This window comes from Pseudomonas sp. S2_E02 (assembly GCF_054668355.1).
This window is the reverse complement of sequence record NZ_CP162761.1, coordinates 742,240-769,122: the sequence shown is the minus strand read 5'-3', so window position 1 is coordinate 769,122 and position 26,883 is coordinate 742,240. Positions and strand designations below refer to the sequence as shown.

26 protein-coding genes are annotated in these 26,883 nt (G+C 60.0%); 5 read left to right on the top strand and 21 right to left on the bottom strand.

The genetic code is table 11. The features are described 5' to 3' along the window. Window positions 1-80: 80 nt before the first annotated feature. The 10 genes from catA to AB4O01_RS03365 all read right to left on the bottom strand — a co-directional run bounded on the left by catA (window position 81) and on the right by AB4O01_RS03365 (window position 9,527). Complete coding sequence (gene catA, locus AB4O01_RS03410) at window positions 81-998, bottom strand: catechol 1,2-dioxygenase (RefSeq protein WP_460090692.1); 918 nt, start codon at window positions 996-998, stop codon at window positions 81-83. Window positions 999-1,170: 172 nt separating this feature from the next. After that, window positions 1,171-1,461, bottom strand: coding sequence for a muconolactone Delta-isomerase (catC, locus tag AB4O01_RS03405; RefSeq protein WP_460090691.1), 291 nt, complete (start codon window positions 1,459-1,461; stop codon window positions 1,171-1,173). Between the two features lie 15 nt (window positions 1,462-1,476). After that, window positions 1,477-2,598 (bottom strand): muconate cycloisomerase family protein, encoded by a 1,122-nt coding sequence (locus AB4O01_RS03400; protein WP_460090690.1) that lies wholly within the window; start codon window positions 2,596-2,598, stop codon window positions 1,477-1,479. A gap of 22 nt (window positions 2,599-2,620) precedes the next feature. Continuing rightward, window positions 2,621-3,382, bottom strand: coding sequence for a 1,6-dihydroxycyclohexa-2,4-diene-1-carboxylate dehydrogenase (locus AB4O01_RS03395; protein ID WP_460090689.1), 762 nt, complete (start codon window positions 3,380-3,382; stop codon window positions 2,621-2,623). 21 nt (window positions 3,383-3,403) lie between these two features. Continuing rightward, window positions 3,404-4,417 carry a benzoate 1,2-dioxygenase electron transfer component BenC gene (benC, locus tag AB4O01_RS03390; RefSeq protein WP_460090688.1) on the bottom strand — a complete coding sequence of 338 codons (1,014 nt, stop codon included), beginning with the start codon at window positions 4,415-4,417 and terminating at the stop codon, window positions 3,404-3,406. Window positions 4,418-4,437: 20 nt separating this feature from the next. Then, complete coding sequence (gene benB, locus AB4O01_RS03385) at window positions 4,438-4,926, bottom strand: benzoate 1,2-dioxygenase small subunit (RefSeq protein ID WP_460090686.1); 489 nt, start codon at window positions 4,924-4,926, stop codon at window positions 4,438-4,440. Beyond that, the gene (gene benA / locus AB4O01_RS03380) at window positions 4,926-6,281 is read right to left on the bottom strand and encodes a benzoate 1,2-dioxygenase large subunit (protein WP_460090685.1); all 1,356 of its coding nucleotides are present in this window, start codon (window positions 6,279-6,281) and stop codon (window positions 4,926-4,928) included. Before benA ends, benB begins: the two co-directional genes overlap by 1 nt. A gap of 142 nt (window positions 6,282-6,423) precedes the next feature. Beyond that, on the bottom strand, window positions 6,424-7,380 hold the full coding sequence (locus tag AB4O01_RS03375) for an AraC family transcriptional regulator (protein WP_186624174.1): 957 nt from the start codon (window positions 7,378-7,380) through the stop codon (window positions 6,424-6,426). An 880-nt stretch (window positions 7,381-8,260) separates the two neighbouring features. Continuing rightward, a complete protein-coding gene (locus tag AB4O01_RS03370) occupies window positions 8,261-9,184 on the bottom strand; it encodes a bifunctional helix-turn-helix transcriptional regulator/GNAT family N-acetyltransferase (protein ID WP_460090684.1) in 924 nt (307 codons plus the stop codon). 67 nt (window positions 9,185-9,251) lie between these two features. Continuing rightward, a complete protein-coding gene (locus AB4O01_RS03365) occupies window positions 9,252-9,527 on the bottom strand; it encodes a hypothetical protein (protein ID WP_116255676.1) in 276 nt (91 codons plus the stop codon). A 138-nt stretch (window positions 9,528-9,665) separates the two neighbouring features. On the opposite strand from AB4O01_RS03365, the gene AB4O01_RS03360 reads away from it, so the two are divergent. Together AB4O01_RS03360 and AB4O01_RS03355 are read left to right on the top strand one after the other, a co-directional pair. Further along, entirely contained in the window at window positions 9,666-10,502 is an 837-nt protein-coding gene (locus AB4O01_RS03360; RefSeq protein WP_460090683.1) for an AraC family transcriptional regulator, read from the top strand. A gap of 55 nt (window positions 10,503-10,557) precedes the next feature. Further along, window positions 10,558-11,154: a LysE family translocator gene (locus AB4O01_RS03355; RefSeq protein ID WP_460090681.1), complete on the top strand. Its 597-nt coding sequence runs from the start codon at window positions 10,558-10,560 to the stop codon at window positions 11,152-11,154. Window positions 11,155-11,202: 48 nt separating this feature from the next. Here AB4O01_RS03355 and AB4O01_RS03350 read toward each other — a convergent pair whose 3' ends face one another. Beyond that, window positions 11,203-12,120, bottom strand: a complete 918-nt coding sequence (locus AB4O01_RS03350) for a LysR family transcriptional regulator (RefSeq protein WP_460090680.1) — start codon at window positions 12,118-12,120, stop codon at window positions 11,203-11,205. A gap of 103 nt (window positions 12,121-12,223) precedes the next feature. On the opposite strand from AB4O01_RS03350, the gene AB4O01_RS03345 reads away from it, so the two are divergent. The 3 genes from AB4O01_RS03345 (at window position 12,224) to AB4O01_RS03335 (ending at window position 16,774) form a co-directional block, all read left to right on the top strand. Beyond that, window positions 12,224-13,966 (top strand): amidohydrolase, encoded by a 1,743-nt coding sequence (locus AB4O01_RS03345; protein ID WP_460090679.1) that lies wholly within the window; start codon window positions 12,224-12,226, stop codon window positions 13,964-13,966. A 189-nt stretch (window positions 13,967-14,155) separates the two neighbouring features. Then, entirely contained in the window at window positions 14,156-14,893 is a 738-nt protein-coding gene (locus AB4O01_RS03340) for a TorF family putative porin (RefSeq protein ID WP_257358355.1), read from the top strand. Window positions 14,894-15,115: 222 nt separating this feature from the next. Then, on the top strand, window positions 15,116-16,774 hold the full coding sequence (locus tag AB4O01_RS03335; RefSeq protein ID WP_460090676.1) for a phosphoethanolamine transferase: 1,659 nt from the start codon (window positions 15,116-15,118) through the stop codon (window positions 16,772-16,774). A gap of 127 nt (window positions 16,775-16,901) precedes the next feature. On the opposite strand, the gene AB4O01_RS03330 is transcribed toward AB4O01_RS03335, so the two are convergent. From AB4O01_RS03330 to AB4O01_RS03285, 10 genes are all read right to left on the bottom strand, one after another. Beyond that, window positions 16,902-17,180: a DUF971 domain-containing protein gene (locus tag AB4O01_RS03330; RefSeq protein WP_460090675.1), complete on the bottom strand. Its 279-nt coding sequence runs from the start codon at window positions 17,178-17,180 to the stop codon at window positions 16,902-16,904. After that, window positions 17,177-18,139, bottom strand: coding sequence for a HEAT repeat domain-containing protein (locus AB4O01_RS03325; protein WP_460090673.1), 963 nt, complete (start codon window positions 18,137-18,139; stop codon window positions 17,177-17,179). Before AB4O01_RS03325 ends, AB4O01_RS03330 begins: the two co-directional genes overlap by 4 nt. Further along, a complete protein-coding gene (locus AB4O01_RS03320) occupies window positions 18,136-18,984 on the bottom strand; it encodes an ABC transporter ATP-binding protein (RefSeq protein ID WP_258709733.1) in 849 nt (282 codons plus the stop codon). Before AB4O01_RS03320 ends, AB4O01_RS03325 begins: the two co-directional genes overlap by 4 nt. Continuing rightward, window positions 18,984-19,763: an ABC transporter permease gene (locus tag AB4O01_RS03315; protein WP_102901951.1), complete on the bottom strand. Its 780-nt coding sequence runs from the start codon at window positions 19,761-19,763 to the stop codon at window positions 18,984-18,986. Before AB4O01_RS03315 ends, AB4O01_RS03320 begins: the two co-directional genes overlap by 1 nt. 268 nt (window positions 19,764-20,031) lie before the next feature. Next, a complete protein-coding gene (locus AB4O01_RS03310) occupies window positions 20,032-21,456 on the bottom strand; it encodes an ABC transporter substrate-binding protein (protein WP_460090672.1) in 1,425 nt (474 codons plus the stop codon). Between the two features lie 276 nt (window positions 21,457-21,732). Next, a complete protein-coding gene (locus AB4O01_RS03305) occupies window positions 21,733-21,978 on the bottom strand; it encodes a 4Fe-4S dicluster domain-containing protein (protein WP_003225615.1) in 246 nt (81 codons plus the stop codon). A 26-nt stretch (window positions 21,979-22,004) separates the two neighbouring features. After that, window positions 22,005-23,735 (bottom strand): fumarate reductase/succinate dehydrogenase flavoprotein subunit, encoded by a 1,731-nt coding sequence (locus AB4O01_RS03300; RefSeq protein ID WP_460090671.1) that lies wholly within the window; start codon window positions 23,733-23,735, stop codon window positions 22,005-22,007. Beyond that, window positions 23,732-24,484, bottom strand: a complete 753-nt coding sequence (locus AB4O01_RS03295) for a GntR family transcriptional regulator (RefSeq protein WP_099758886.1) — start codon at window positions 24,482-24,484, stop codon at window positions 23,732-23,734. Before AB4O01_RS03295 ends, AB4O01_RS03300 begins: the two co-directional genes overlap by 4 nt. Before the next feature lie 221 nt (window positions 24,485-24,705). After that, complete coding sequence (locus tag AB4O01_RS03290) at window positions 24,706-25,674, bottom strand: Gfo/Idh/MocA family protein (RefSeq protein WP_460090670.1); 969 nt, start codon at window positions 25,672-25,674, stop codon at window positions 24,706-24,708. Between the two features lie 10 nt (window positions 25,675-25,684). Beyond that, on the bottom strand, window positions 25,685-26,572 hold the full coding sequence (locus AB4O01_RS03285; protein WP_460090669.1) for a Dyp-type peroxidase: 888 nt from the start codon (window positions 26,570-26,572) through the stop codon (window positions 25,685-25,687). Window positions 26,573-26,883 lie beyond the last annotated feature (311 nt).

The window sequence follows — 26,883 nt, the reverse complement described above, 5'->3', positions numbered from 1 at the left end:
ACGTAGCACTCAAGATCACCCCGATCAGTCCCCTCTCCCTCTGGGAGAGGGCTAGGGTGAGGGGCACTGACGACTCGGTATCAAGCGTCTTGCAGCGCACGTGGCCGTTGGCTGCGTTGTTCGGCACTGGCGTCCGGCGCCGGTTGCAGCTGGAAGTCGAACTTCAGCTCGGCATAACGCCCCGACGCTGCGTCTTCACGGAACACCACCTCCCCGACCAAGCCTTCACGGGTCGCGTAAGCGAAGTCATCCCACAGGTATTGATCACCCGAAAGATTGATCTGCGTGGTCAGATGCCGATGCCCCGGCGCGCTGATAAAGAAATGCACATGGGCCGGACGCTGGCCATGGCGGCCGAGCTGGTTCAGGCATTCCTGGGTCGGCCCTTGCGGGTCGCAGCCATAACCGGACGGCACGATGCTGCGAGCGCGGTAACGGCCTTCGGCGTCGGTAATGATGCGTCGACGCAAGTTGTACTCGGACTGGCTCGAGTCGAAAAACGAGTAAGTGCCCTTGGTGTTGGCGTGCCACAGATCAACGGTGGCACCGGCCAGCGGCAGGCCATGCAGATCGAACACCTGGCCTTCGAGGTGCATGACGGTGGCGACGCCCTCTTCGCTGCAGTCATCCATTCGGCATTCACCTTCGCACAGGGGCGCGCCGGCAACGTACAGCGGGCCTTCGATGGTGCGTGGTGTGCCGCCGGTCAAGCCGATCTGTGCATCCTTGGCGTCCTGCAACAGGTCGAGGAAGTGCTCGATGCCAAGGCCGGCGACCAGTAATCCCGCCTCCGAACGAGCGCCCAGACGATTGAGATAGTCGACCGCTTTCCAGAACTCGTCCTCGCTGATGTCGAGGTCTTCGATGATTTTCGCGCTGTCCTGCAAGATCCGCAGAACGATGGTTTTCAGCCGGGAGTTACCCTCGTCGTTGGCGAAACCGGCGGCTTCTTTGAAGAAGGCTTGCAACTCGGCGGTGTGGGTAATTTTCACGGTCATGGTGGTTACCTCATCTTGTTGTTTTGTTGGCGCAGTTCTCTTATTCAGCGCACTTCCCCTGTGGGAGCGAGCTTGCTCGCGAATGCGTTGTGTCATTCAGCATCTATGGTGACTGGCTCACCGCTTTCGCGAGCAAGCTCGCTCCCACAAGGGAAATGCGGCGAGCTCAGAATTAGCGGTCGTCGCTGTGGATCGACGACGGATGCCGGCACAGGCCGTCGACCTCGATGTCCATGTAGGGAAACAACGGCAAGCGCATCAGCGTGTCGTGCAGGGCCTCGACGCTCGGCACATCGAACACGCTGTAATTGGCGTAATGCCCAGCGATGCGCCACAGGTGTCGCCATATGCCTTCGCGTTGCAGCCGTTGGGCCAGTTCCTTCTCGTCAGCCTTGAGCCGGGTGGCCAATGACGGGTCCATGTCGACGGGCAATTTCACGATCATTTTTACGTGGAACAACATGGTGACTCTCCTGATTCAGTGGCGACGAAAACGCGCCAGACGCTCTTCGTCCAGCGTCAGACCCAGGCCTGGAGTTCGCGGGACGTGCAAGTGGAAATCGCGGTACTGCGGCGTTTCGGTGACAATGTCTTCGGTCAGCAACAACGGGCCGAACAGTTCGGTGTCCCAGGTCAGTTGCTTGAGTGTGAGGAAGGCGTGCGCCGAGGCCAGCGTGCCGATGGAGCCTTCGAGCATGGTGCCGCCGTACAGCGCGACGCCGGCGGCCTCGGCGATCTGCGCGGTTCTGAGCACGGCACGCGGACCACCGTTCTTGGCGATTTTCAGGGCGAACACACTGGCGGCGCCGTCGGCGGCGAGGCTGAAAGCATCCTCGACGCTTTCGATCGATTCGTCGGCCATGATCGGCGCCGGGCTGCGCTGATTCAGGCGAATCTGCCCGGAGCGGTTGACCCGCGAAATCGGCTGTTCAATCAGGTCGATACCGTTGTCACCGAGCACCTGACAGCCGCGAATCGCTTGGGATTCATCCCAATACTGGTTGACGTCGACCCGCACACTGGCGCGCTCGCCCAAGGCTTTTTTGATCGCCACGACATGCTTGAGATCCTGCTCCAGCGGGTTGGCGCCGATTTTCAATTTGAAGATGCGATGGCGACGTGCTTCGAGCATCTGCTCGGCTTCGGCGATGTCGCGGGCGGTGTCGCCGCTGGCCAGGGTCCAGGCCACTTCAAGGCTGTCTCGCACGCGGCCGCCAAGCAACTCGCTGACCGGCAAACCGAGGCGCTTGCCCTGGGCATCGAGCAGTGCACTTTCGATGCCGGACTTGGCGAAAGTATTGCCCTTGGCGATCTTGTCGAGCCGCTGCATCGCCGCGTTGATGTTGTTGGCCTCCATACCCACCAGCGCCGGCGCCAGATGCGCATCGATATTGGCTTTGATGCTTTCCGGGCTTTCATAACCGTAAGCGAGACCGCCGATGGTGGTGGCTTCGCCGATCCCTTCAATACCATCGCTGCAGCGCAGTCGCAGAATCACCAGCGTCTGCTTCTGCATCGTGTGCATCGCCAGTTTGTGCGGGCGAATGGTCGGCAGGTCGACGATGATCGTCGTCAGGTTTTCAATCAGAATTTGCTGCATTTCAATGTCCCTTGAAAAGTAGTCAACCGAGGTCGCCGCCACCGACCGGCAACGTCACGCCGGTGATGTACGAGGCGTCATCGGAAGCCAGAAAGAGGATCGCGCCGACCTGTTCGTCGAGGCTGCCGTAACGTTTCATCAGGCTGCTGTCGAGGGTTTGCGCGACGATCTCTTGATACCAGGCCTGCTCCTGCGCTGACGGTTCGGCGGCATTGCGCGGGATGCGCCGGGGCGGCGCTTCGGTGCCGCCCGGAGCCGTGGCGTTGACGCGAATGCCGCGCTCGGCGTTTTCGAAGGCCAGACATGCTGTGAGTGCGTTGATGCCGCCCTTGGCGGCGCCGTACGGCACCCGATTGACGCTGCGGGTGGCAATCGATGAAACGTTGACGATGGCGCCGCGCCCTTGCTTGAGCATGTACGGCAGCGCTGTGTGGCAGCACCACAGCGTCGGGAACAGCGAACGGCGCACTTCCGCTTCAATCTGTTCGACTTCGTAATGCTCGAACGGCTTGGCCCAGATCGTGCCGCCGACGTTGTTGATCAAAATGTCGAGACGGCCGAAGGTGTTGATGGCTTCAGCCATGACCCGCGCGCAATCGGTGTATTGCTCAAGGTCGGCGGTCAGCGCGAGAACGCCCTCGCCTTGCAGTTCGTGAACCAGTTCAGAGCGATCGACGGCGACGACTTGTGCGCCTTCGTTCAGCAGGCGTTCGCAGACGCGGCGGCCGATACCCTGCGCCGCGCCGGTGACCAGCGCGACCTTGTTGGAGAATCTGTTGTTCATGACAACCTCGAAAGAAGGGTTTCAGGCAGCCGCAGCAGCGAACTTTTCGTAGTAGAAGTTCGCCGGGGTGATGCCCTGCTCGCGGATGTAGTGGCTGACCGCTTCGACCATCGGCGGCGGGCCGCAGAGGTACACGTCGACATCGCCGTCATTGAGGTGGCGCGGTTCAATGTGCTGGGTGACGTAGCCCTTGAGTGGATGCGCACTCAGCGGGTTGGCCACGCAGGCGCCGAAACTGAAGTCGGGAATGCGGGCGGCGAAGGCTTCGAGACGATCGAGTTCGACCAGATCGAAATCGTTGGTCACGCCGTAGATCAAATGCACGGGATGATCGCAGCCCTGCTCGGCGATCTTTTCCAGCATCGCGGTGAACGGTGCCAGGCCGGTGCCGCCCGCCAACAACAGCAGCGGCCGCTTGATTTCGCGCAGGTAGAAACTGCCCAACGGCCCGGCCAGGTTCATGCTGTCGCCGGCCTTGGCCAACCCGGTGAGAAAGCTGCTCATCAAGCCACCAGGCACGTTACGAATCAGAAAGCTGACCTCGCCGTTTTTCTGCAATGAGCTGAAGGAATAAGCGCGGGTCTGCTCGCTGCCGGGCACTTGCAGATTGACGTACTGGCCCGGCAGAAACGCCAGTTTGCTCAGCGCCTCGCCCTTGATCGACAGCGCGATAGTGCTCTCGGACAATTGCCGGACAGTGCTGATCGATGCCTGGAAGTTCGCTTGTTCGGTCTTGCACACCTGCGAGCCGGCCGGCACTCGCACCACACAATCGCTTTCAGCGCGCATCTGGCAGGTCAGCACATAACCTTGCGCGAGTTCATCGGCGCTCAAGGCGTCTTCGATGAAATTGTCACCCATGTCGTAACGCCCTGCCTCGGCGAAACATTTGCAGGTGCCGCAGGCGCCATCGCGGCAGTCCAGCGGGATGTTGATGCCTTGGCGATACGCCGCATCGGCCACGGTTTCATGGCCGCCGGCCTCGATGAAACGGGTGACGCCGTCTTCGAAATTAAGCGCAATCTGGAAATTCATGGTGCACCTCGCCGTGTCGACTAGATGTGGTAGATGTCGATGACCTGACGGACGTAATCGTTTTTCAGCAGGACTTTCTTGGCCTTGATCAGCGGCTGTTCGCCACGCAGATCGAGGGTGTAGAAACTGCTGCCGAAGTAGCTGTCGGTGACCTGATAGCGGAAGCTCAAGGTGTGCCAGTTGAAACGCACTTGGCATTGCCCTTCGCTGTGCTCGACGATCTCGATGTTGCTCAGGTTGTGTGAGGTGCGAGTGTCGGGAATGGTCGCGCTGGAGCGCTCGGTCTTGATCCGGAAGATGCGGTCTTCGAGGCCGCCACGGTTGCCGTACCAGATCAGCGAGATTTCGCTTTGCGGGTCTTCGGTGAGGGTGTCGTTATCGTCCCAGGCCGGCATCCAGAAGGTCGCGTCGGCGGCGTACAGCTCCAGCCATTGATCCCACTGGCCGTCATCGAGATAGCGCGCTTCGCGGTAGAGAAAATCGCGCACGCTGTCGTAGAGGTTGCTCATCACACGGCCTCCACAGGGATCAGTTGTGATTCGCTGGCAGCGGCTTTGAGCATGGTTTCCTGCCAGTACTTGTGTTGCAGCACGAACAGACCTTCGTCTTCGGTGCGCATGCCGGAGAGCAGTGGTTTAAGGTCGATTTCTTCGGCTGCTGCGTCGGCGCCTTCAACCCAGTGGGTCGCGCCCCGGGACATGTCGTTCCAGCCACGCCCGGCGCCGTAACCGGTCTGGCACGAGCGGAACTCTTCCAGGTCATCCGGCGTGGCCATGCCGCTGACATTGAAGAAATCTTCGTACTGCCGAATGCGCTTGGCGCGGGCCTCGGCGCTCTCGCCTTTGGGGGCGATGCAGTAAATGGTGATTTCAGTCTTGTCGACCGAGATTGGCCGGGCGATGCGGATCTGCGAACTGAACTGATCCATCAGATACACGTTCGGGTACAGGCACAGGTTGCGCGAGTTTTCGATCATCCAGTCGGCTCGAGCCTGACCGAAATCACGGGCGAGTTCATCGCGGCGCTCGTAGGCGGGACGGTCTTCGGGGTTGGCCCAGCGGGTCCAGAGCAGCAGATGGCCGTGGTCGAAGGAGTAAAAACCGCCGCCCTTTTTTGCCCAGCTGCCGGCGCTCATGGTCTTGATCGCTTCACCCGCTTCGCGTTGCTGGCGCTGGTTCTGGGTGGCGGCGTAGTTCCAGTGCACCGAGCTGACGTGGTAACCGTCGGCGCCATTTTCAGCGGTGAGTTTCCAATTGCCTTCGTAGATGTAGGAGCTGGAACCGCGCAGTACTTCCAGGCCTTCTGGCGACTGGTCGACGATCATGTCGATGATTTTTGCCGACTCGCCCAGATGTTCGGTGAGGGATTTCACATCGGCATTCAGGCTGCCGAACAGAAAGCCGCGATAGGACTCGAAACGCGCAACTTTGGTCAGATCATGGGAGCCTTCGCAGTTGAAGCCTGCGGGATAACCGGCTTCGCTCGGGTCTTTGACCTTGAGCAGTTTGCCACTGTTGTTGAACGTCCAGCCGTGGAACGGGCAGGTGTAGCTGGAGCGGTTGCCGGACTTGTGCCGGCACAACATGGCGCCGCGATGGCTGCAGGCATTGAGGAACGCATTGAGCACACCGTCCTTGTTGCGCGCGATGAAGATCGGCTGACGCCCCATGGTCGTGGTCAGAAAATCGTTGTTGTTGGGGAGCTGGCTTTCGTGGGCGAGGTAAATCCAGTTGCCTTCGAAGATGTGCGCCATCTCCAGTTCGAACAGCCGCGGATCGGTGAACATCTCCCGCTTGCAGCGGTAGGCGCCCTTCTCCTTGTCTTCTTCAAGCATGGCATTGAGGTAGTCGATTCCCAGGGACATGGCCGGGGCCTCCATTGTTATTGTTCAGGCCAGGTCAGATTAGGGAGGCGATGCAGGAGGCAATAGCCGAATCCTGCAGATCGCTATCCGATTTGTGCAGGATGGCGCGGCAGGTGATTCGGGGAAGTTTCAGCGGGGAGTGTTAGTGGCGGCGTTTGAAGGTCTGCGACGGCAGTTCACCGAACTGCTGGCGATAGCTTTCGGAGAAACGGCCCAGGTGCAGGAAGCCGTAGTCGAGGGCCAGCTCGGTGAGGTTGCGCACCGGGCAGCTTGGATCACTGAGGCAGGCGTGGATGCGCGCAAGCTTGCGTTGGCGGATGTATTGCATCGGCGTAACGCCCAGTTGGCGTTCAAACAAGGTGTACAGCGAGCGCGGGCTCATGCTCGCCTGTGCGGCCAAATGTTCAGCCGGCAAATCCAGTTTCAGGTTGCGGTCGATGTAATCGACGATGCGTTCGAAGCTGATGTTCGGTGCACTCAGGCATTCACGACTGACGTTGGTGCTCATCAGCGAGATCAGTTTGCTGCCGATGATCTGCGCGTAATGCTCCTGCACCCGCAGCAACGGATCGCTGGCCTCGGCTTCTTGACAGATCATCGCGAGCAGGTTGGTGAAGCCTTCCAGCTCATCCAGCCGATAGTGATTGCGCAGGAAACGGATACCGCTTGCCGGACGCTGCCAGCGCTGCTCGTCACACACCGATTCAAGCACGCTGACCGGCACCTTGAGGATGAATTTCTCGCAATCATCCGAGTAAGTCAGATCGACCGGATCATCCGGGTTGATCAACAGCAACTCGCCCGGCACCAGATGCTGCTCGCGCTTGTGCCCGCGCCACAGGCAATTGCCTTGCAGCAGCACTTGCAGATGGTAAACGGTCTCCAGGGCCACGGAGGTCACGCGTACGCTGCCGCCATAGCTGATGCGGGCCAGATCGAGATCGGCGAGTTTGCGATGGTTGAGGCTGGCTTGCGGGTGGGTGGTTCTGGACAGGCCGATGAAGTGCTGGCCGACGTGCTGATTGACGTAGTCGGAGACGGCATAAGGGTCAGCGTGACGAAATACGCTGCTGCGATCGCTCAGCAGATGGCTGTCCATGGGGCGTTGCTCGTTGTTGTCGTTATTTTGGTTTCATGGGGTTTCAGGCACATCGAGCCACAGTACGCCGGAGTGTCGGAGGGGGCAATTGGACGAAGGTTTGGGTACTCGATAATCGAACACTTTTTGCGGATTACAGAGTGTTTTGAACAACGCCTACACTTGCCGAAGAAATCCCCTACACGCCAAAAAACCCGATACAGAAAAATCCTACTTATGACAGTTTTATAAAACAAAAAAAGCCCGTTTCAGTCGAAACTGAAACGGGCTTCTCCCACCTCAACGGCCGTTACTTCAGGTCGTCAAAGTGGTCTCGCAGGAACTCGTAAAAGCGAAAGGCTTTAAACAATCTCCATACAAGGCTCAGCGTACGCAGCAAAAGCTTCATACGTTTTGGCCTCCAGGGCTGGGGGCCAAACCTCCAGCAAGCTTACCGGACCATGCTTGCTTTCAGCCTGAACGTCAGTTCGACTAGTGAGGCGGCCGGTTGAAAACCCTCTGAGCCATCATCCCGGCACGGGTGCAAAACCGTGTCAAAGGGAATGAAACTGTTAAGTTTTCCAGCCAGACCTCACTACCGAACTAACATATGAGCGCCTGCATCATAACCTCAATAAAAAGATTTCATGCAGAGAGTTCTATTGCCTTTGTAAACCGTTATTTCTGCCTGTTTATTAAAATAAACAGATCTGGAAAAAAGTCGTTCAAAAAAAGCTATTACCGTTGCAAGGTGGCGCAAAGGCTCATACTATCCTCACACGTCAGTTCGGCTAGTGAAGCAACAAACCTCGGTCGCAAACCAGGGTTTACAAAAAAACCGCCCCGCAAAGGCGGTTTTTTTTCGTCTGCCTTTTCACTGCACCCGCCGACGAAAAACAGCTCACAATGCGCGCGCCCACGTCTGACTTACCAGGTCCTTGCCAAAGCTGTGAACCGCCTCCTCCTCCACCAACTCAAACCCGGCCTGCTGATAAATCTTGCGTGCGGCCGTCAGGTTGCTGGTCGTCCACAAGGTCATGTGCTTGTAGCCAATCTGCCGGGCAAAGCGCAGGCACTCCTCGACCAGACGACTGCCAATACCTAAGCCCCGCGCACTGGCGTCGACGTAGAGCATGCGCAGTTTGGCGGTCGTTTCATCCTGGCGGACGATGAACACCGAACCGATGACCTTGCCGTCCTTTTCGGCAATCCAGCAGCGCTCACAGGTGGGGTCGTAATCGCGCAGGTACTTGGCGACCACCTCGGCCACCAGCACCTCGAACTCCGAATTCCAGCCGTATTCGCGGGTATACAGTGCGGTTTGCTGTTGCATCACCGTACCCATGTCGCCGGGTTGCGGATCGCGTAATACGTAGGTTGAGTCTTTGTTGCCTTGCAGCAGTGTCTGGATCAGCGTCATGGCGCCGATCAGTTGTTTCTGCTGCGGTTCTGGCAATCGCTCGAGCATGGCGACGATCTGTTCGCGGGAGGCCTTTTCCAGCGGGACCAGAATTTCGCGCCCGAGGTCGGTGAGGTGCAATTGTGCAGCGCGGGCATCCGTAGGCGACGGCGCTTTCTGGATCAAGCCGCGCTTTTCGAAACCGCTGATGATGCGGCTCATGTAGCCGGCATCGAGGCCGAGCATCTGGCGCAGTTCAGCGCTGGTCAGGTCACCGCGCGACGCCAGTTCATACAAAATGCGCAACTCGGTCAGCGAGTAGTCGCTTTGCAGCAGATGCTCCTGCAATACACCGATCTGATGGGTGTAGAAGCGGTTGAAACCGCGCACGACGTCGGCTTGCTCGAGGAGATGGCTGCTGGACATGACAAATGCTCAATTAATTGCTTAAAGCAACTATATATTTGCCAAAAGCAACCATGTCAACAGAAAGCTATCGGCACTTGGCCAACACCACCTGACAGGTATCCGGCGTGCCCCCGGAGCGTCCGGCATAGCGAATGCAGTTGTTCATCGACTTCTGCCGGGCCATGTTCAAACTGGAACCCCAGGCCAGACCGCCCTCGCCGACCGACGGCAGGGCTTTGGCGTAGCAGGCATCGCCAACACCTGAAGGTGGATAATGTTTTCGGCTGGAGCAACCTGCGGTAAACATCAGGCTAAGGCCGATCAGGGTGAGCATGCCCCAGAGCGAGCATCGGTTGAGCATCGTATTCCACCTGTCGCCAAAGGGGTCGTGACCTGTTGAGTCTAGCCCCCTTCACCTGCACAAATCTTCTAAACCTCGATGAGCATTGCGCGGTATTTTATGGGGCCGCACCTTTCAATGGCTAACACTGGAGCTTTCGTGGATAAACGCAACTGGATCGAGCTGTCCCAGGATGCCGACACCGGGATTGAATCGATTCGTGCTCATTTTCAGGGGCATGCCTACGATCCGCACTGGCATGACAGCTTCCTCGTCGGCGTCACCGAGCAAGGTGTGCAGCAGTTCAACTGCCGCCGCGTGCGTCATCGCAGTACCCCGGGCAATGTGTTCCTGCTGGAGCCGGGGGAAATCCACGATGGCCAGGCGCCGACCGAGGAAGGTTTTACCTATTCGATGCTCTACCTCGATCCGCACTGGCTGGAGCGTGAAATGCACGCGCTGTTCGAATACGCACCGTCCGACAGCCAGCCCGGTTTTGCCGACACGCTGAGTCAGGATCCGCGTCTGGCCACAGCGATCAATCACGCTTTCCATGCCTTGCATGACGGCGATCTGCGCATCGTCCGGCAGACCGCCATCGACGGTCTGCTGAACTCGCTCACGCGTCATCTCGACTGGCGCAAGCGCCAGGTTTTCGATCCGCGCCTGCCCTTGGTGGCGCAACTGGCGCGGGATTATCTGCACGCGCACACCTATGAAGATATCGGTCTCGATGATCTCGCGCGGGTCTGCGGGGTGGACCGTTTCCGTCTCAGCCGGGCGTTCAAGTCTGCCTTCGGTCTGGCGCCGCACGCCTACCTGATCCAGTTGCGCTTGGCCAAGGCGCGGCAGTTGCTGGCGCGCGGTGAAACGCCGGCGCAAGTCGCCAGCGTGCTCGGTTTTGCCGATCAGAGCCATCTCGGTCGCTGGTTCCGGCGCGCCTATCAACTGACGCCGGCGGATTACCGCAAACGCTGCTCAAACCTTCCAGACTGACGCACGCCGTCTGGCGATCATGGAGACCTGTGTTGATTTTCAGGGAATCCCGATCATGGCGTCATTACTGCCCTTCCTGCTGTTTGCTTTCGTTGCCTCGATCACGCCGGGGCCGACCAATATTCTGGTGTTGAGCCACAGTTCGCGCCAAGGCCTGCTCGCCACGTTGCCGATCATTTTTGGCGCCTGCGCGGCGGCGGCCCTGATCGTGCTGGTGGTCGGCCTCGGTGCCGGCGAAACGTTGCTGCGCTACCCGCGTGTGCAGCAAGCCATGGCCTGGGGCGGCGTACTCTGGTTGAGCTGGCTGGCGTGGCAGATCTTTCGCAGCACGCCGCCATCACTGAACCCGGCGGATGCCCAGGAAGAAAGTTTCAGCGTGCTGGGCGCTGCCATGCTGCAACTGGTCAATCCCAAGGTATGGATGATGGCGGTGGCAGTGGTCAGCGTGTTTGTGGGCGGGGGTGACAAGCCCCTGCGGCTGCTAGTGTTGTCACTGGCGTTTTTGCTGGTGTCGCTGCCGTGTATGACGTTCTGGGCATTGCTGGGTGTGGGCAGCGCACGGTTGATGGGTTCGCCACGGGCGTTCAAACGCATGAATGCGGCACTGGCGTTGTTGCTGCTGCTCTCGGCATGGCTGACCGTCCTGGCATAACGCCCCGTCAGGAGCTGCCGAAGGCTACTTCTACGCAGGAATGGGCTGTCAGCTCAGGCCACGTTCGGTGAGGAATGCCGAGATGTAATCGATGAACGCCACCACCTTCGCCGTGGCCCGCCGATGGCTCGGGTACACCGCGAGAATATGCGGGCCAAAGGTATCCGGGTCGATGTCGTAATCAGCCATGACCCGCACCAGTCGCCCGTCGGCAATATACGGTGCGGCGCTCCACAGCGGCGTGTGCAGCAAACCGCGCCCGGCCAAAGCACTGGCCAGCAGCAAGTCGTAATTGTCGCTGCGCAACCGCGGCGCCGCCGGTTGCGCCAGACTCAAGCGCTGCCCGTCGCGCTCGGCCCACCAGAATTCGCGGCTGAGCAACGGGTGCTGATAGAGCAGCCACTCATGCTGCTCAAGGGTTTGCGGAGTCACCGGCAAATCCTTGCGCGCCAGGTACTCCGGACTGCCGCACAGGGCCAGTCGATTGCTACCCACCACCCGCGCGATCAGCCCCGGCAAGTCATCGTGGCCTTCACGCAGCGCCAGGTCGTAACCACTTTCCAGCAGGTTGACGAAGGCATCGCACAGGTCCACTTGCAGACTGATCTGCGGGTATTGCTGCAGAAAGCCGTCACACACCTGATCGAGAAACGCCCGCCCATACGCCAGCGGCGCGGTGATTTTCAGGTTGCCGCGCAAGCCGTGCTGCAACTGCTCGATTTCCTCGTTGGCCTCGTCCAGCCGCTGCAACACCAGCCGTGCGGTTTCCAGGTACACCCGACCGATTTCGGTAAGCAGGATCCGCCGTGTGCTGCGCTCAAACAGGCGCGCACCCAACTCCGATTCCAGGTGATTGACCGCTTTGGTCAGCGCCGACGGGGTCTTGCCCAACTGCTCGGCGGCGCGGCTGAAACTGCCGAGCTGCGCGGTGACCACGAACATTTTCAATGCACCCAGCTTATCCATACTTTTTCCATTCAGGCAAAAACGTTTTTCGTGAGGGAGGCGTTCTGTCGGCCGCTGTCAGCCACTAATCTCGCCATCAGACGCAATAACAAGGAAATCTTCAATGAAAAGATTCATCCCGAGTCTGTTGGTAGTCGCTGTAAGTTTTGCCTCGATGGAAGCCATGGCCGCTGCTGATCTGATCCTGCTCAACGGCAAGATTTTCACTGCCGACCGCGCACAACCCAAGGCGCAAGCCCTCGCCGTAGAGAACGGCAAAGTGCTGAAGGTCGGCACCGACGCGCAGATCAAAGCCCTGATCGAATCCGGCACCCAAGTCATCGATCTCAAAGGCAAAGCGCTGATGCCCGGCCTGATCGACAGCCATTCCCACGCGATTTTCGGCGGACTGGAAATGGTCTCGGCGAACATGGAAGACGAAGTCGTCAGCCTCGACGAACTGCAAAAACGCCTGCGTGGCTGGCGTGCAGACGGCAAGGCCAGGCACGGCGATGTGCTGAGCATTGCCGGCATGAGTTCGGTTTACTGGGCGCAGGCCGAAGCCTTGGGCAACACCTTCAACAACGGCGAATGGGCCAATGTGCCAGTGGTGTTTATCGGCAGCGACCACCACACGGCGTGGGCCAACAACGTCATGCTCAAGCGCGCCGGGATTGATGCGGCTCTGCTGAAAACCCTGCCCGACGCAGAAAAAGACACCATCGGCAAACTGGCCAACGGTGAGCCGAACGGCTTTGTGGTCGACGCCGGTTGGGACCGGGTCGCCTCGAAAATGCCAGTGCCAAGCCCTGCCGACATGTTGAACGCCGCCAAATCAGCGGTGCGCTACAACAACAGCCTGGGCATCACCGCGTGGATGGATCCAGCCGCCAACGCCGCACCGGGTGAAGCGGTGTTCGCCCTCAAACCGACCGAGAAAACCGTCGGCGTGCTGCCGGCCTATAAAGCCCTGTCGGAAAGCGGCGACATGAGCGTGCACGTCGCGGCGCTGTTGGTGGCCAACCCGAAAAGCCTACCCGCCGACCTCGATACGCTGGACAAGGTGCGCCAGCAATTCCAGGGCATTCCCAACCTGACCCTGCCCGGGATCAAGATCTTCGCCGACGGCGTGATTGAATTCCCGGCGCAGAGCGCGGCGATGATCGACCCGTACAGCAACTCGCACAAACAGGGCGAACTGCTGATCGATCCGCAGCATTTCGGCGAACTGGTCAGCGCCATCGACCAGCGCGGCTGGCTGGTGCACATCCACGCGATCGGCGACCGTGCGGTGCGGGAATCGCTGAACGGCATTGCTCAGGCGCGCAAGGATCGTCAGAGCGGCGTGACCCACTCGATCACTCACCTGCAAATGGTCAACCCGCAAGAGTTCGCCCGCTTCAAACCGCTCAATGTCATTGCCTCAATGCAACTGCTGTGGGCCAGCGCCGACGACTACACCACCGAGATGATCAAGCCCTACGTCAGCGCCCTCGCCTTCCGCTACCAGTACCCGGCGCATTCGCTGCTGAAACAGGGCGCGACGATCGCCGGCGCGAGTGACTGGCCGGTGTCGACACCGAATCCGTTCAACGCCATGGCCCAGGCGATTACCCGTGTCGGACCGTTGGGTGTACTCAATGCCGATGAGCGTCTGGACCGTGAAACCATGTTCTACGCCTACACCGTCAACGCCGCGCGGACCATTGGCCTGGAAAAGCAGATCGGCTCGCTGACGCCGGGCAAGCAGGCTGACTTTATCGTGCTCGACCGCGATGTGTTCAGCGTCGACAACAAAGCCCTGCATGACACCCAGGTTTTGCAGACCTGGTTCGGCGGCCGTCAGGTCTATACCGCCACCCAATAACAACAACCATCCCACCCTGTGGGAGCGAGCTTGCTCGCGAAGAGGCCAGTCCATTCAACATCTTCACTGACTGACCCACCGCCTTCGCGAGCAAGCTCGCTCCCACATGTTTTGTGAGAGTGGCCGATATGGCATTCCCACACACAGTTTTCGTACTGCCCAAAAACAATCACAACATCGGGACCTCACATGAAAGCCTTGCCCCTGTTCGCCCTGAGTTTCTTGAGCGTGCTGCCCTTGAGCAGTTTTGCGATCCCCTTGAACGATGACTTTGCGCTGGAGGTAGACCTGGCCCTCGCCAGCGACTACCGCACGCGGGGCATCTCGCAAACGCAAAACGACCCTGCCGTGCAAGCCGGTCTCACCCTCGCGCACAGCAGCGGTCTGTACCTCGGCGCGTGGAGTTCCAACGTCGATTTCGGTGGTGGTCTGAAAACCCGTCAGGAAGTCGATTACTACGGCGGCTGGCTGTGGCAGGCGACCGAGGAAGTCAGCCTCGATCTGGGCTACATCAAGTACGCCTACCCCAAGGAAAGCCAGTTCAACCAGAGCGAGGTCTACGGGATTCTCGGGGTTTACGGGGTGAAGCTGGCGGCGTATTACTCCAGTGATGCGCCGGGGATCGATAGCAAGCAGAGTTCGCTGTACAGCTACATTGGTTATGAAACCGAGTTGCCGTTCGACTCGGGACTGAAGCTGCGTTACGGCAATATGGACTTCAAGGATCCGCATCTGTACTCGGCGTCCGGGCAGGCCGAGGACAGTTATCGCGAGTGGGAAGTCAAACTCACCCATAACCTCGCCGGCGTGGTACTGGGCCTGAGCTACATCGACACCGATCTCTCACAAACCCAATGCCTGAGCAATTGGGGCTTCAAAGATGTCTGCACGGCAACCGTCGTCGCCAGCGTCAGCAAATCTTTCTGACCCCACCGAGATCCATTGTAGGAGTGAGCCTGCTCGCGATAGCGGTGTGTCAGACAACACATCGACACCTGACACACCGCTATCGCGAGCAGGCTCACTCCTACAAGGATTTGCTTCGAATTCGTTAGTTGTTACAGGATGTTTACGAATTTTTTACTAATGTTCTTCTACAGTTACACGCGCAACCGCGTGGTTTTCTATTCAAGTAGAGGAATGTTTGACATGGCTTTGGGCAACGGACTGCGTTTACCGTCCATCACTCCTACCCGACTGGTGCTGCTGTTTTCTCTGGCGCTGGTGGCGTTGTACAACCTGGCGACCTGGAAGGCGCTGGGCACCCTGATCACTTTGCAAGGTGCGCACAAACTGGCGTTTTTCGCCTCGTTCGCGCTGTTTTTGTGGGCCGCGATCACCCTGCTGCTGACCCTGGTGTCGTTTCGCTGGACACTGAAACCGGCGCTCACCCTGGTCGCTCTGCTCTCGGCCTGCGCCGCGTATTTCATGAACGAATATGGCATCACCATCGACACGGTGATGATTCAGAACGTCTTCGAAACCAACCCCGCCGAAGCCACCGCGCTGTTCAGCGGCAAGCTGTTAGCTTACCTGCTGCTGCTCGGGGTGTTGCCGGCGGCGCTGATCTGGCGCTGGCCGGTGAGTTATCGACCGTTCTTTCGCGGCCTGCTCAACAAGGTGCTGGTGATCATCGCCTGTGTGCTGGTGATCGCCGCGTCGGTGGGCGCGTTCTATTCGACCTACGCGCCAATCTTCCGCGAAGAAGACAAGCTCACCCACTTCATCAACCCGACCAACTACATCTACGCGATCAGCAAGTACACCAAGCAACGCCTGGGCATCAAAAAACATTTCGTGGTGCAGGCCATCGGCGAAGACGCGGTGATGAGCGCCAACGCGGCCAGCCGCGAGAGGAAATCGCTGATGGTCTTCGTGGTCGGTGAAACCGCCCGCGCCGATCATTTCTCGCTAAATGGCTACGAGCGCGAGACCAATCCCGAACTGAGCAAACTCGACATCCTCAACTTCACTCAGGTGCATTCCTGCGGCACGTCGACGGCCGTCTCGGTGCCGTGCATGTTCTCGATGTTCCCGCGTGAGGATTACAGCGACAAGAAAGGCAAAACCTACGAAGGCCTGCTCGACATTCTCCAGCGTGCCGGCGTGCAAGTGCTCTGGCTGGACAACAACAGCGACTGCAAAGGCACCTGCCTGCGCGTACCGCATCGCGACATTTCGAAGAATCAGCCGGGGCCATTCTGCGATGGCAACAACTGCCTCGACGAGGCGCTGTTGCAAGACCTGCAAAGCTACATCGACAGCCTCAAGGGCCACGCGATCATTGTCCTGCACGCCGATGGCAGTCACGGCCCGGAATACTACGAGCGTTACCCGAAAGAGATGGAGCGCTTCAAACCGATCTGCCACACCAACCAGTTGGGCAGTTGCAGCCGCGATGAACTGGTCAACGTGTACGACAACACGATTCTGTACACCGACCATTTCCTTGCCAAGGTCATCGAACTGCTCAAACACAATCAGGATTCGCTGGACACCTCGATGGTGTATGTCTCCGATCACGGAGAATCGCTGGGCGAAAACGGTTTGTATCTGCACGCGGCGCCGTATGCGCTGGCACCTGAAGCGCAGACGCACGTGCCGATGGTGATGTGGTTCGGCAATGGCACGCTCGCCAGTGAAGGGATCGATCGCGGTTGTTTGCAAGGTAAGACCGGGCAGGCCGATCTGAGCCACGACAACCTGTTCCACTCGGTGCTGGGGCTGTTTGATGTGAGGACGTCGGTGTATCAGCCGGGGCTGGATATTTTTCATGGCTGCCGGCCTTCGATGACGGCTGCCCAGTAACTCGCAGACACTGCAAAACCCTGTGGGAGCGAGCTTGCTCGCGAATACGGTAGATCAGTCTAAACAGATGTCGACTGACCCGCCGCCTTCGCGAGCAAGCTCGCTCCCACAGTTGATTTTGGTGGACCTAGGGGATGAGGTTTGCCAAATAGGCCCACGGGTAGATGCCGCGTTGATGGCCGTCGCTGAAGATCAGTTGCACGCCGTAGCCCTGCGGGTTGAGTTCGATCAGGCGCACGCGATCATCCACCCGTGGTGTCATGCCTTGGAGGCGAAACGCGCGGCATTGCGAGCATGGGCACTGACGGCGCAGTTCGGCGTGATTGAGCTGTTGTTCGCGGCCATCCGGCCAGCTCAAGCGCAAGGCGCCTTCGCTTTGCGAATTAGCCATCGACAGCGGGTTCATTGCAACTGACTCAAGGCGATGCGCACGGCTTTGCGCACCTCCGGGTCGCCGTCGTCCTGCGCGGCCTGCAACGCGGCCACGGCGCCGCGATCATGCAGTTCGCCCAAGGCCAGCGCGGCCTCTTTTCGCAGGTTACTGATGCGATGGCCGAGGGTGTCGATCAGGGCGTCCAGCGCCGGGGCGAAACGCAAACGGCCGAGGCTGCGAGTGGCGCGCAGGCGCACTTGCCAATAATCATCGCTCAAGGCTTCGACGAGCGCGGAACCAGCGTCAATGTGGCCGACCTTGCCCAAGGTCGTCGCGGCTTCTTCGCGTACTTGCCAGGCGTCATCCCGCAAGGCCTGGCGCAGGGCTGGCAACACTTCGGCGCTGGAGGCCAAGCCCAAAGCGCCAGTCGCAGCACGGCGTACTTCGGTGTCGGGGTCAGCGCTGGCCAATCGTGCCAGGGCGGGCAAAGCGTCGAACTGCTTGAGCCAGCCGAGCACGCCCACGGCTTCACGACGAACGCTGGCGTCGGCATCGTTCAGCGCCGAAACCGCTGCCGGCGCGGCGGCGGCGAAACGCAACTCACGCAAGGCACGGAATGCGGCGATACGCACGCTGACGTCGGCATGATCGGTCCACGGCAAAATCACCTGCCCCGCCGCTTCCGTTTTGAGCAAGCTCAGGCTCTGCGCGGCGGCCGATTGCACGGCGAGCGACGGGTCGGTCAAGGCTTCACACAAGGCCTGCACGACGTCCTCATCCTCCCAGGCCTCCAGCAAACGTGCGGCTTCAGCGCGAACGTCTTCGGCGGGATCTTGCCTCAGGCGATCAACCAGCCAGAGCAAGCCATCCGGTTCTTCCAGATCCGCCAGATCAATCAGCGCAATGCGCCGCACACCGGCGTCTTCAGCGGCGAGGCGCGGTTGCAGATCGAGAATGTCCTGGTTATCGGTCACAGCAAAAATAGAGGTCATAGGGCAAATCGCGGCAAAGGGTTTTCAGGAGGCAGACCGAGCGGGTTGAGGCGCGGCAGCGGTCGGTCGTTGTCGTGGCGCAGCAGATCGAGGCAGTGGCGTTTGAGTCGGGAGAATTCAGGGCTGGTGACCAGTTCGCTGGTGCGTGGCCGGGCGAAATCCAGACGCAAGTCTTCGATGATTCGCCCCGGCCGCGCGCTCATCACCAGCAAGCGGTCAGCGAGAAACAGCGCCTCGTCGATGTCATGGGTGACGAACACCACCGTGGTGCGGATCCGCGTCCAGATGTCCAGCAGCAGTTCCTGCATGTTCAGCCGGGTCAGCGCATCCAGCGCGCCGAACGGTTCGTCCATCAACAGCAGACGCGGGCGGTTGACCAGCACGCGGGCGATCTCCACCCGTTGCTGCATGCCGCCGGAGAGTTGATCGGGCCAGCGTTCGGCAAAGCCGTCGAGGCCGACCAGCTTAAGGATGTCATCGGCGGCGCGATGGCGCTCAGCCTTGCCGATGCCACGCATTTTCAGGCCGAAAGCCACGTTGTCACGCACCGTGCGCCACGGAAACAACGTGTGGTGCTGGAACACCATGCCGCGCTGTGGAGATGGCCCGGACACCGCCGCGCCATCGACTTTCAGACTGCCGGCATGCGCACTCAGATGCCCGGCCAAGGCGCCGAGCAAGGTCGATTTGCCGCAACCAGACGGACCAAGAATGCACACGAACTGGCCCGGTTCAATCTGGCAATCAAGTTCGCGCACGGCTTCGAACGCTTCACGCCCTGCGCCGAGGACAATGGACAACTGGCGAATGTCGATCCGCCCTTCCGGGGTTTGCATCACGCTCATCAGGCTTTTCCTCGCGGTCGATGCCAGGGCGTGAACAGCCCGCCGAGGCGTTTGATCAGCAGGCTGCTGCCCATGCCCAACACGCCGATCAGCAGCATGCCGACGACGATGTCGGCGTAGTTCTGAATCGTGTAGGACTCCCAGGTGTAATAACCGATGCCGAACTGACCGGAGATCATTTCCGCGGTGACCAGACAGAACCATGAGGTACCCATGCCGATCGCCAGGCCCGTGATGATGCTGGGTGCGGCGCCGGGCAGGATCACTTCCAGCAGGATCGCCCGGCGCCCTGCCCCGAGGCTTTTCGCCGAGGCGATCAGGCGTGGGTCGACGCCTTCGACGCCGTGTACGGTGTTGAGCAGGATCGGGAACAGCGCGCCGGTGAAGGTGATGAAGACCATCGACAGTTCGGAGGATGGGAACATCAGGATCGCCAATGGAATCCACGCAACGGCGGGGATTGGGCGCAGGACTTCCAGCGGTGGCAGCAGCAGGTCTTCGGCCCACTTCGAACGGCCGATGGCCAGACCGAGGGCGATGCCGATGACTAGCGCCGCGAGATAGCCGGCGAAGACGCGGCTGAGGCTGGCGGTCAGGTGCTGGAGCAACTTGCCAGAATCGCCCAAACCGAGCGCCGCTTCGATCACCGCGATGGGTGTTGGCACGTTAGCGAAGGTGACCAGGCCGAGGTTCCAGTGGTGGCTGGCGGCGAGTTGCCAGAACAGCAGGCAGAGCAGCAAGGAGGCGGCTCTTGATGTCCAGCGGATGGGTGTTTTCATCGAGCGGGTTTCCGGTTCTGGATCTGTGTGATGGCTGATATTTACCCCCCTCACCCCAGCCCTCTCCCCCCAAGGGGGGCGAGGGGGAAAGGGAGCCGATCTTCGTGCTTTCCAAAACCCGCGTTCGACTCGAAAGGGAGCCGACCTGCGTGCTTTCCAAAACCCGCGTTCGACTCGGTATTTCAAGTCGGCGTAGCGAGTCCAAACACCACGGTCAGTCCCCTCTCCCTCTGGGAGAGGGCTAGGGTGAGGGGCTCTTGATCTTCAACTAGCGGGCGACGACCGCCTGGGTCGTGGCATCCGTAAAATCGAAAACCTTGCCACCCTGCGCCGACGCATATTGCTGAGCCTGCCCCTTAAGCAAAAACGCACTCAACCGGCCCTTCGCATCACTGGCAAACCACGCCTGCTCAGCCAACAACTTGATCCCGCTGTCACTGGCCTGTGCATACACGGCACGGATGTTTTTGCCTTCCTGCTTCAACGCCGCCAACGCAGTGAAAGCGGCCTCGGCGGAGGCATAGCGGCGCACTTTGTCCTCACCGCGCACCCAGATTTCCGCGACATGACTGAAGTCAGTAATCGCTTTCCCCGTCGTCGCATCCGTAGCCTTCAGTGGCGTCTGTGCGTAGTTGGCCAGTTGCGCCGTGTAGTCCAGACCCGACGCCTTGAACGCGGCGCGGATGTATTGATCGTCGATGAACGTATTCAGATCGAGGCCACGATCAGCCTTCTTCAACAGCTTCAACGTATCGATGGCCGTACCAACCGCCTGACGATATTCCGGCTTCCAGCTCAGGTCGCGGGTCTGCACGCCGAGCGGGCCGTGGAACAGGTAATTCACTTCGGCATCGACACCGGTGACTTTGGCGATCAGTTCGCTGTACTTCTCAGGCTCGGCGGCGAGCAGTTGATTGGCCTCGATGCTCGCCCGCAAATAGGCGACGACGACTTCCGGGTACTTCTTCGCGTACGCCTGATCCACCAGCGCACCATGGAACGTCGGCGCGTTGGCCTGAGCGCCGTCGTAGATCTTGCGGGCGAAGCCCCGGCTCGGAAACAGCTCGGCGAACGGCACGAAATCAGCGTGGGCGTCGATCTTGCCGGCCTGCAACGCCGAGCCGGCGACTTCTGGTGGCTGGGCAATGATGTTGACGTCCTTGAGCGGATCCCAGCCCTGCTCCGCCACCGCGCGCAACAACATACTGTGGGCGGTGGAGGCGAACGGCACGGAAATGGTCTTGCCCTTGAGCTCGCTCAGCGATTGCACGCCAGACGCACTCGGCACGACGATGCCGTTGCCGCTGCCCTTGATGCTCCCCGACAATACGCTGATGAACAGGCTGTGCTTGCCGGCAGTCTCGAACGCAACACCGTTGAACGCACCTGGGAAATCGGCCATGGCGCCGAAGTCTAGTTTGCCGGCGACCATCTCGTTGGTCAGTGGCGCGCCGCTGGTGAAGTTTTTCCACTGCACGTCGTACTTGGCGTCTTTGTAAGTGCCGTCGTGGGGCAGGTATTTGTCGAGCAGACCGAGTTCACGAATCAACAGACCGCCAGCGGCGCAATTGATGGTGGTGTCCTGGGTGCCGATGGCGATGCGGATGGTTTCGGCTGAGGCCGACAAAGTGAACGAAGCCAGTACCAGACCGGCGATTGCTGCACGCAACATGAGTGTTTCCCCTCGAATCATTTATTTGAGTTCGTCTCCGCCGCGATCAGGGCGCGGTGGGAAACGAGGGGTTTTCGGTGAATCCAGCGTCCGGGGTTTCCGGATGGCTTTGGGTTGTCTGGCGTGGCCTCTTCGCGAGCAAGCTCGCTCCCACAGGATTTCTGGCGTATTCAATTTGTGCAGTAACTCGATCCACTGTGGGAGCGAGCTTGCTCGCGAAAGCGGAGTATCAGTCGACATCATTGCGCAATGACCCACCGCATTCGCGAGCAGGCTCACTCCTACAGGGGAAGCCTTTCAACGCAGGAGATAGGGGATGTCGACCTTGACGGCGCCGGTCGGGCAATCCTTCTCGCACGGCATGCAGTACCAGCACTCGTCGAACGCCATATAGGCCTTCTGCGTCGCCGGGTTAATCGCCAGCAAGTCCATCGGGCAGACGTCGACACACACGGTGCAGCCCTTTTCGGCGATGCATTTGTCCTCGTCCACGGTGACGGGGGCGTTGGAGCGGAAGAAGATTTCCTGAGCTTGATAGGCCATGGTCCGGATTCTCTTTTAGGGGTGCATCAAGCGGCGAAAGCGCCAACCCGCAAGCGGTCGTACGCCTGCATTTCTTCGGCATCGAGCGGCATGATGTAAGGCTCGACGGCTTTCTTGAAACTGATCATCCGGCCGTCCTCGCCCTTCTTCAGATGGCAGTGGCAGAACCACTCGCTGTCGTTGCGCTGCGGGTGATCGACGCGATAGTGGTACAGGCCCCAGCGACTTTCGGCGCGAAACAGCGAGGCGCGTGCAGCCATTTCGGCGCAGTCGCGAATCACGCTGGTTTCCATCGCGCGCATCAGTTCATGGGCGTTGTTGGCCTTCATCTGCTCGAGATCGCGCTCGATGTCGCTGAAGCGTTGCAGGCCGATCTGCATTTTCCTGGTGACTTTCGGCGGTTGCAGGTAATCGTTGACGAAGCGCCGCAGCTTGTACTCGACCTGCGCCGGCGGCAGACCGTGTTCGCGATCCAGCGGGGCGTAGACCCGGGCCTTTTCCTTTTCGATCTGCGCGGCATCCAGCGCAGAAAACTCGCGCTCGGCGACAAAATCCGCCGCGTTGTGTCCGGCAAACCAGCCGTAGGTGAAGGCGCCGAGCATGTAATTGTGCGGCACAGCGGCCATGTCACCGGCCGAATACAAGCCTTTCACCGAGGTCTCGGCGCGTTCGTTGACCCACACCCCGGAGGCCGAGTGACCGCTGCAAAAACCGATTTCGGAGATGTGCATTTCGACCATTTGCGTGCGGTAATCAGTGCCGCGATTGGCGTGGAACTGGCCGCGACTCGGGCGCTCGTTGCTGTGCAGAATCTCTTCGATGTTCTGGATGGTTTCCTCGGCCAGGTGATCGAGTTTGAGGAACACCGGGCCGTTGCCGCTTTCCAGTTCCTGGTGGAATTCCCACATCATCTGCCCGCTCCAGTAGTCGCACTCGATGAAGCGTTCACCCTTGTTGTTGGCGGTGTAGCCACCCAGCGGACCGGTCACGTAGGCGCAGGCCGGGCCGTTGTAATCCTTGATCAGCGGGTTGATCTGAAAGCACTCGAGGTTGGCCAGTTCGGCACCCGCGTGATAGGCCATCGCGTAACCGTCGCCAGCGTTGGTCGGGTTCTCGTAGGTGCCCATCAGGTAGCCCGACGAAGGCAGACCGAGTCGCCCGGCAGCGCCACAAGCGAGAACTACAGCCTTGGCCTTGATCACATGGAAATCGGCCGTGCGACAATCGAAGCCCATCACACCGTTGACGGTGCCCTCCTCGTCAGTCAGCAACCGCGTGCAGACGAGACGATTGGTGATGCTCACCCGCGCACGTTTCAACTGCCGATAGAGGACTTTTTTGATGTCGTGCCCCTCCGGCATCGGCAGCACGTAAGCACCCATGTGGTGGACTTTTTTCACCGCGTAATCGCCGGTCTCGTCCTTCTCGAACTTCACGCCCCAGCGATCAAGCTGTTCGATGGTTTCGAAGCTGTGGGTGGCGTAGGCGTAAACGGCGGCCTGATTGACGATGCCGTCGTTGGCGATGGTGATTTCCTTGGTGTACTGCTCGGGCGTCGAGTGGCCGGGAATGATCGCGTTGTTCAGGCCGTCCATGCCCATGCTGATCGCGCCGCTGCGTTTGACGTTGGCCTTGTCGACCAGCAGCACGCGCAAGTCGCGGTTCTTTTCCTTGGCCTTGATCGCGGCCATCGGGCCTGCGGTGCCACCGCCAATGACGACGATGTCGTATTCCTGTTCGAGCACGTTGCGGGTCATGCCTGCTCCCCTTTTTGCCGGTCGATCCGCAGGCGGTACTGGAACGCATCGCCACGGTAGTAAAGGTGTTCGAAGTCCAGCGGCTGGCCTTGCGCGTCGTGGGTCAGACGCTCGATGCGCATGATCGGCGAGCCGGCCTCGACGTTCAGCGCCTGGGTCAGATCGCTGTCAGCCAGCATTGCGTCGATGGCCAGATCGGCGTGACCGAGGGCGATGCCGCAGTCGTTTTCGAGGATCAGAAAGATGTCGCGGGTGACCAGATCGGCCTTCTCCAGCCGCTCGCCGACGGCTTTGGGCAGGTAGGTGATTTCCAGCGAGATCGGTTCACGATTGATCAGGCGCACGCGTTTGATCTGCGTAACGATCTCGCCCTCGGCGACTTGCAAACGCTCGGCGACGCGCTTGTCGGCCGGGATGAATTTGAAGCTGCGCAGGCGGTTGATCACCTCGTAGCCACGGCCGGTCATCGACTCGGCGAGGCCTTGCAGGCTGCTGACGTTCTGAAAGGTTTTCGGTTTGGCGACGAAGGTGCCTTTGCCGTGGATCTTGAAGATCAGCCCTTCTTTTTGCAGATCGCCCAGCGCCTGGCGCACGGTGATACGGCTGACTTTGAACAGCGCACCGAGTTCGCTTTCGGAGGGCATCTGGCTGTCTTGCGGGTATTCACCGTCGAGGATCCGCGCACGGAGGACGTCGCGCAGTTGGGTGTGCAGCGGGACACTGCTTAGGGAGAGAACGTTATCGGTCATCACGGGATCACTTGTTATAACGAGTTATGACGTGATCTTAGAGATGTTATGACGAGGTTGAGAAATATTGTTTGGGCATAACCTTAGATGCAGGACACACGCGATTCCCTGTGGGAGCGAGCTTGCTCGCGAAGGCGGTGTAACAGTCACCAGATTATTGACTGACAGGACGCTTTCGCGAGCAAGCTCGCTCCCACAGGGGACGGTGTACACATGGAGGATCAGTGGCGTTTGAGGATCTGGTCCATGACCCAGTCGGTTTTGAGGGCTTGTTCGGCGACGGCGGGATGTTTGGAATCTCCACGAATATGCGCATTCATTCCGAGCACGTGATGCCACTGGATGTGCTCGTGATGGGGGATTTCCAGGCTGAGGTGTTCATCGGCATGCAACTGCACGGGATGCTCATCAAACACCGAAAAACTGATCCGCCCGAGGCTGCCGATGATCTCGACGCGATCCTCACGCCGATCCGCGACAAAGCTCCAGCAGCCCATGCCCAGCGCCCCGGAGGCGAACCGCCAACTGGCGCTGACGGCATCTTCCGCTGCATACAAACCGGCCTGACGCGCGGTGAATCCAGCGACTTCAACGATGTCACCGAGCAGATACTGAAACAGGTCAAAGCCGTGGCTGGCCAGATCGGCAAAGTAACCGCCACCGGCCACTGCCGGATCGGTGCGCCAGTTGTCGCGACCGTCCAGATCCGCCGGCGAAGGCGCCTTGGTCAGCGTCCAGCTCAAGTGCCGCACGTCACCGATGCGCCCCTCCTCCAACCATTGCCGCACCTGTGCAAAGCGCGGCAACGAACGGCGGTAGTAGGACACGAACAAGTGCAAACCGGCGTCGGCAAACGCTTTTTGCATCTCGCGACTTTGCCCGGCATTCAGCGCCATGGGCTTTTCCACGCAGCAATGTTTGCCGGCCGCAGCGACTTTCAGGCTGTAGGCGTGGTGGCTGTCGGGCGGCGTGGCGATGTACACCGCGTCCACCTCGGGATCGTTGATCAGTGCATCGACGTCGGTGTAGACCCGCTCGATACCGTGGCGCGCGGCGTAGTCAGTCACGGCCTCAAGGCGTCGGCCCATCACCGCCACCAGCGCCGAACCGGGCGCCTTGTAGAAGGCCGGCCCGCTCTTGCGCTCGGCGACGCTGCCGCAACCGATCATGCCCCAGCGCACCACGTCCATGTCTCTTCCTTTAGCCGATGCGCAAGGCGCGCAGATCGAGGTGACCGTCCTTGAGCGGCGGGCACCAGTAGTAGCCGCCAGTGATTGGGCGGCTGATGCGATAGAGGCCATCGGTGATGCCGTCTTCCAGGCCGCTCATACGGCGCAGTTGCGCTTCGAAGGCATCCAGCGAGAAACCGAAGGCGAGGAACATCAGACCGGCACGATCACCTTCAATCCACGGCATTGAGCGGCGCACGACGAACGCTTCCGGGGCAAAGCTTTCCTGTGCGGTGCGTTTGACGTGGGCGGAGACCGGGGCGTCGTCGATCTCTTCGTTGTCGCTGAGGCGACGGCCCATGATGTTGTCTTTGTCCTCGGCGGACAGTTTGTGGAAACCCTTGAGGTCGTGCTGCCATTGCTGGATCGCGGCGAAACTGCCACCGACCATGCCGTCAGTGCCGGCACTTTGCAGGGCGGCAGCGATGGCGGCTTCGTCGTGGGGGTTTTCGGTGCCGTCTTCATAGCCGGTCAGGTCGTGGCCGTCCTTGTGGCGGAAGGCTTCCTGCATCTCGACCAGACGCAGGGCTGGTGCGAGTGCGGCTTCGAGAGCGTTGCAGCGATTGAGCAGTTCACCACGGTCGACGCCGTGCAGCCACACCCACAGTGCGTGCTGGGTCGACGGGTTCTCGACGCCAACACCGGTCAGCGCCGGGAAGCTGCGCAGGCCGCCGATCTGCACGTTGAGCGCCTTGACCAGGGATTCACCAAAACCGACCACCGCCGACTTGCCGTCCACCTGATTGAGCAGGCTGTCGAGCGCCTGCGGCAGGGCTTCAACCGACTCAAGGGCGAAAAACAGGTGACGCGCTTGCGCAGGAACAGGGGTGGCGAGAATGCCCGGCTGGTAGTAACTCATGTGAACTCCTTGGGAAAGTGCGCGGGAGTTTACCTGTGGCCGGAGGGTTTGTGTGGGTTTGGATGGAAGTCAAAAGCACCCTCACCCTAGCCCTCTCCCGGGGGGAGAGGGAACTGATTCGGGGATATTAGAGATCTACACCGACTTGAACGTGCATCGGTGAATCCATAATCGACCAAGATCTTTCAGGTCGATGCAACTCGCAAGACACCTCGGTCGGCCCCCTCTCCCTCCGGGAGAGGGCTGGGGTGAGGGGATGATCGAGGTAAGACACTGAATTGAGCGTGCATCGGTGAATCCATAATCGACAA

What these genes read in the sequence shown, in the direction of transcription:
- AB4O01_RS03325 (WP_460090673.1), bottom strand. Translation starts at nt 18,139, where the DNA reads ATGACCTCTATTTTTGCTGTGACCGATAACCAGGACATTCTCGATCTG.
- AB4O01_RS03315 (WP_102901951.1), bottom strand. Translation starts at nt 19,763, where the DNA reads ATGAAAACACCCATCCGCTGGACATCAAGAGCCGCCTCCTTGCTGCTC.
- AB4O01_RS03335 (WP_460090676.1), top strand. Translation starts at nt 15,116, where the DNA reads ATGGCTTTGGGCAACGGACTGCGTTTACCGTCCATCACTCCTACCCGA.
- AB4O01_RS03375 (WP_186624174.1), bottom strand. Translation starts at nt 7,380, where the DNA reads ATGGACAGCCATCTGCTGAGCGATCGCAGCAGCGTATTTCGTCACGCT.
- AB4O01_RS03350 (WP_460090680.1), bottom strand. Translation starts at nt 12,120, where the DNA reads ATGGATAAGCTGGGTGCATTGAAAATGTTCGTGGTCACCGCGCAGCTC.
- AB4O01_RS03395 (WP_460090689.1), bottom strand. Translation starts at nt 3,382, where the DNA reads ATGAACAACAGATTCTCCAACAAGGTCGCGCTGGTCACCGGCGCGGCG.
- AB4O01_RS03355 (WP_460090681.1), top strand. Translation starts at nt 10,558, where the DNA reads ATGGCGTCATTACTGCCCTTCCTGCTGTTTGCTTTCGTTGCCTCGATC.
- AB4O01_RS03290 (WP_460090670.1), bottom strand. Translation starts at nt 25,674, where the DNA reads ATGGACGTGGTGCGCTGGGGCATGATCGGTTGCGGCAGCGTCGCCGAG.
- benA (WP_460090685.1), bottom strand. Translation starts at nt 6,281, where the DNA reads ATGTCCCTGGGAATCGACTACCTCAATGCCATGCTTGAAGAAGACAAG.
- AB4O01_RS03285 (WP_460090669.1), bottom strand. Translation starts at nt 26,572, where the DNA reads ATGAGTTACTACCAGCCGGGCATTCTCGCCACCCCTGTTCCTGCGCAA.
- AB4O01_RS03365 (WP_116255676.1), bottom strand. Translation starts at nt 9,527, where the DNA reads ATGCTCAACCGATGCTCGCTCTGGGGCATGCTCACCCTGATCGGCCTT.
- AB4O01_RS03295 (WP_099758886.1), bottom strand. Translation starts at nt 24,484, where the DNA reads ATGACCGATAACGTTCTCTCCCTAAGCAGTGTCCCGCTGCACACCCAA.
- catA (WP_460090692.1), bottom strand. Translation starts at nt 998, where the DNA reads ATGACCGTGAAAATTACCCACACCGCCGAGTTGCAAGCCTTCTTCAAA.
- AB4O01_RS03345 (WP_460090679.1), top strand. Translation starts at nt 12,224, where the DNA reads ATGAAAAGATTCATCCCGAGTCTGTTGGTAGTCGCTGTAAGTTTTGCC.
- catC (WP_460090691.1), bottom strand. Translation starts at nt 1,461, where the DNA reads ATGTTGTTCCACGTAAAAATGATCGTGAAATTGCCCGTCGACATGGAC.
- AB4O01_RS03300 (WP_460090671.1), bottom strand. Translation starts at nt 23,735, where the DNA reads ATGACCCGCAACGTGCTCGAACAGGAATACGACATCGTCGTCATTGGC.
- AB4O01_RS03340 (WP_257358355.1), top strand. Translation starts at nt 14,156, where the DNA reads ATGAAAGCCTTGCCCCTGTTCGCCCTGAGTTTCTTGAGCGTGCTGCCC.
- AB4O01_RS03330 (WP_460090675.1), bottom strand. Translation starts at nt 17,180, where the DNA reads ATGAACCCGCTGTCGATGGCTAATTCGCAAAGCGAAGGCGCCTTGCGC.
- AB4O01_RS03400 (WP_460090690.1), bottom strand. Translation starts at nt 2,598, where the DNA reads ATGCAGCAAATTCTGATTGAAAACCTGACGACGATCATCGTCGACCTG.
- benC (WP_460090688.1), bottom strand. Translation starts at nt 4,417, where the DNA reads ATGAATTTCCAGATTGCGCTTAATTTCGAAGACGGCGTCACCCGTTTC.
- AB4O01_RS03305 (WP_003225615.1), bottom strand. Translation starts at nt 21,978, where the DNA reads ATGGCCTATCAAGCTCAGGAAATCTTCTTCCGCTCCAACGCCCCCGTC.
- AB4O01_RS03320 (WP_258709733.1), bottom strand. Translation starts at nt 18,984, where the DNA reads ATGAGCGTGATGCAAACCCCGGAAGGGCGGATCGACATTCGCCAGTTG.
- benB (WP_460090686.1), bottom strand. Translation starts at nt 4,926, where the DNA reads ATGAGCAACCTCTACGACAGCGTGCGCGATTTTCTCTACCGCGAAGCG.
- AB4O01_RS03310 (WP_460090672.1), bottom strand. Translation starts at nt 21,456, where the DNA reads ATGATTCGAGGGGAAACACTCATGTTGCGTGCAGCAATCGCCGGTCTG.
- AB4O01_RS03370 (WP_460090684.1), bottom strand. Translation starts at nt 9,184, where the DNA reads ATGTCCAGCAGCCATCTCCTCGAGCAAGCCGACGTCGTGCGCGGTTTC.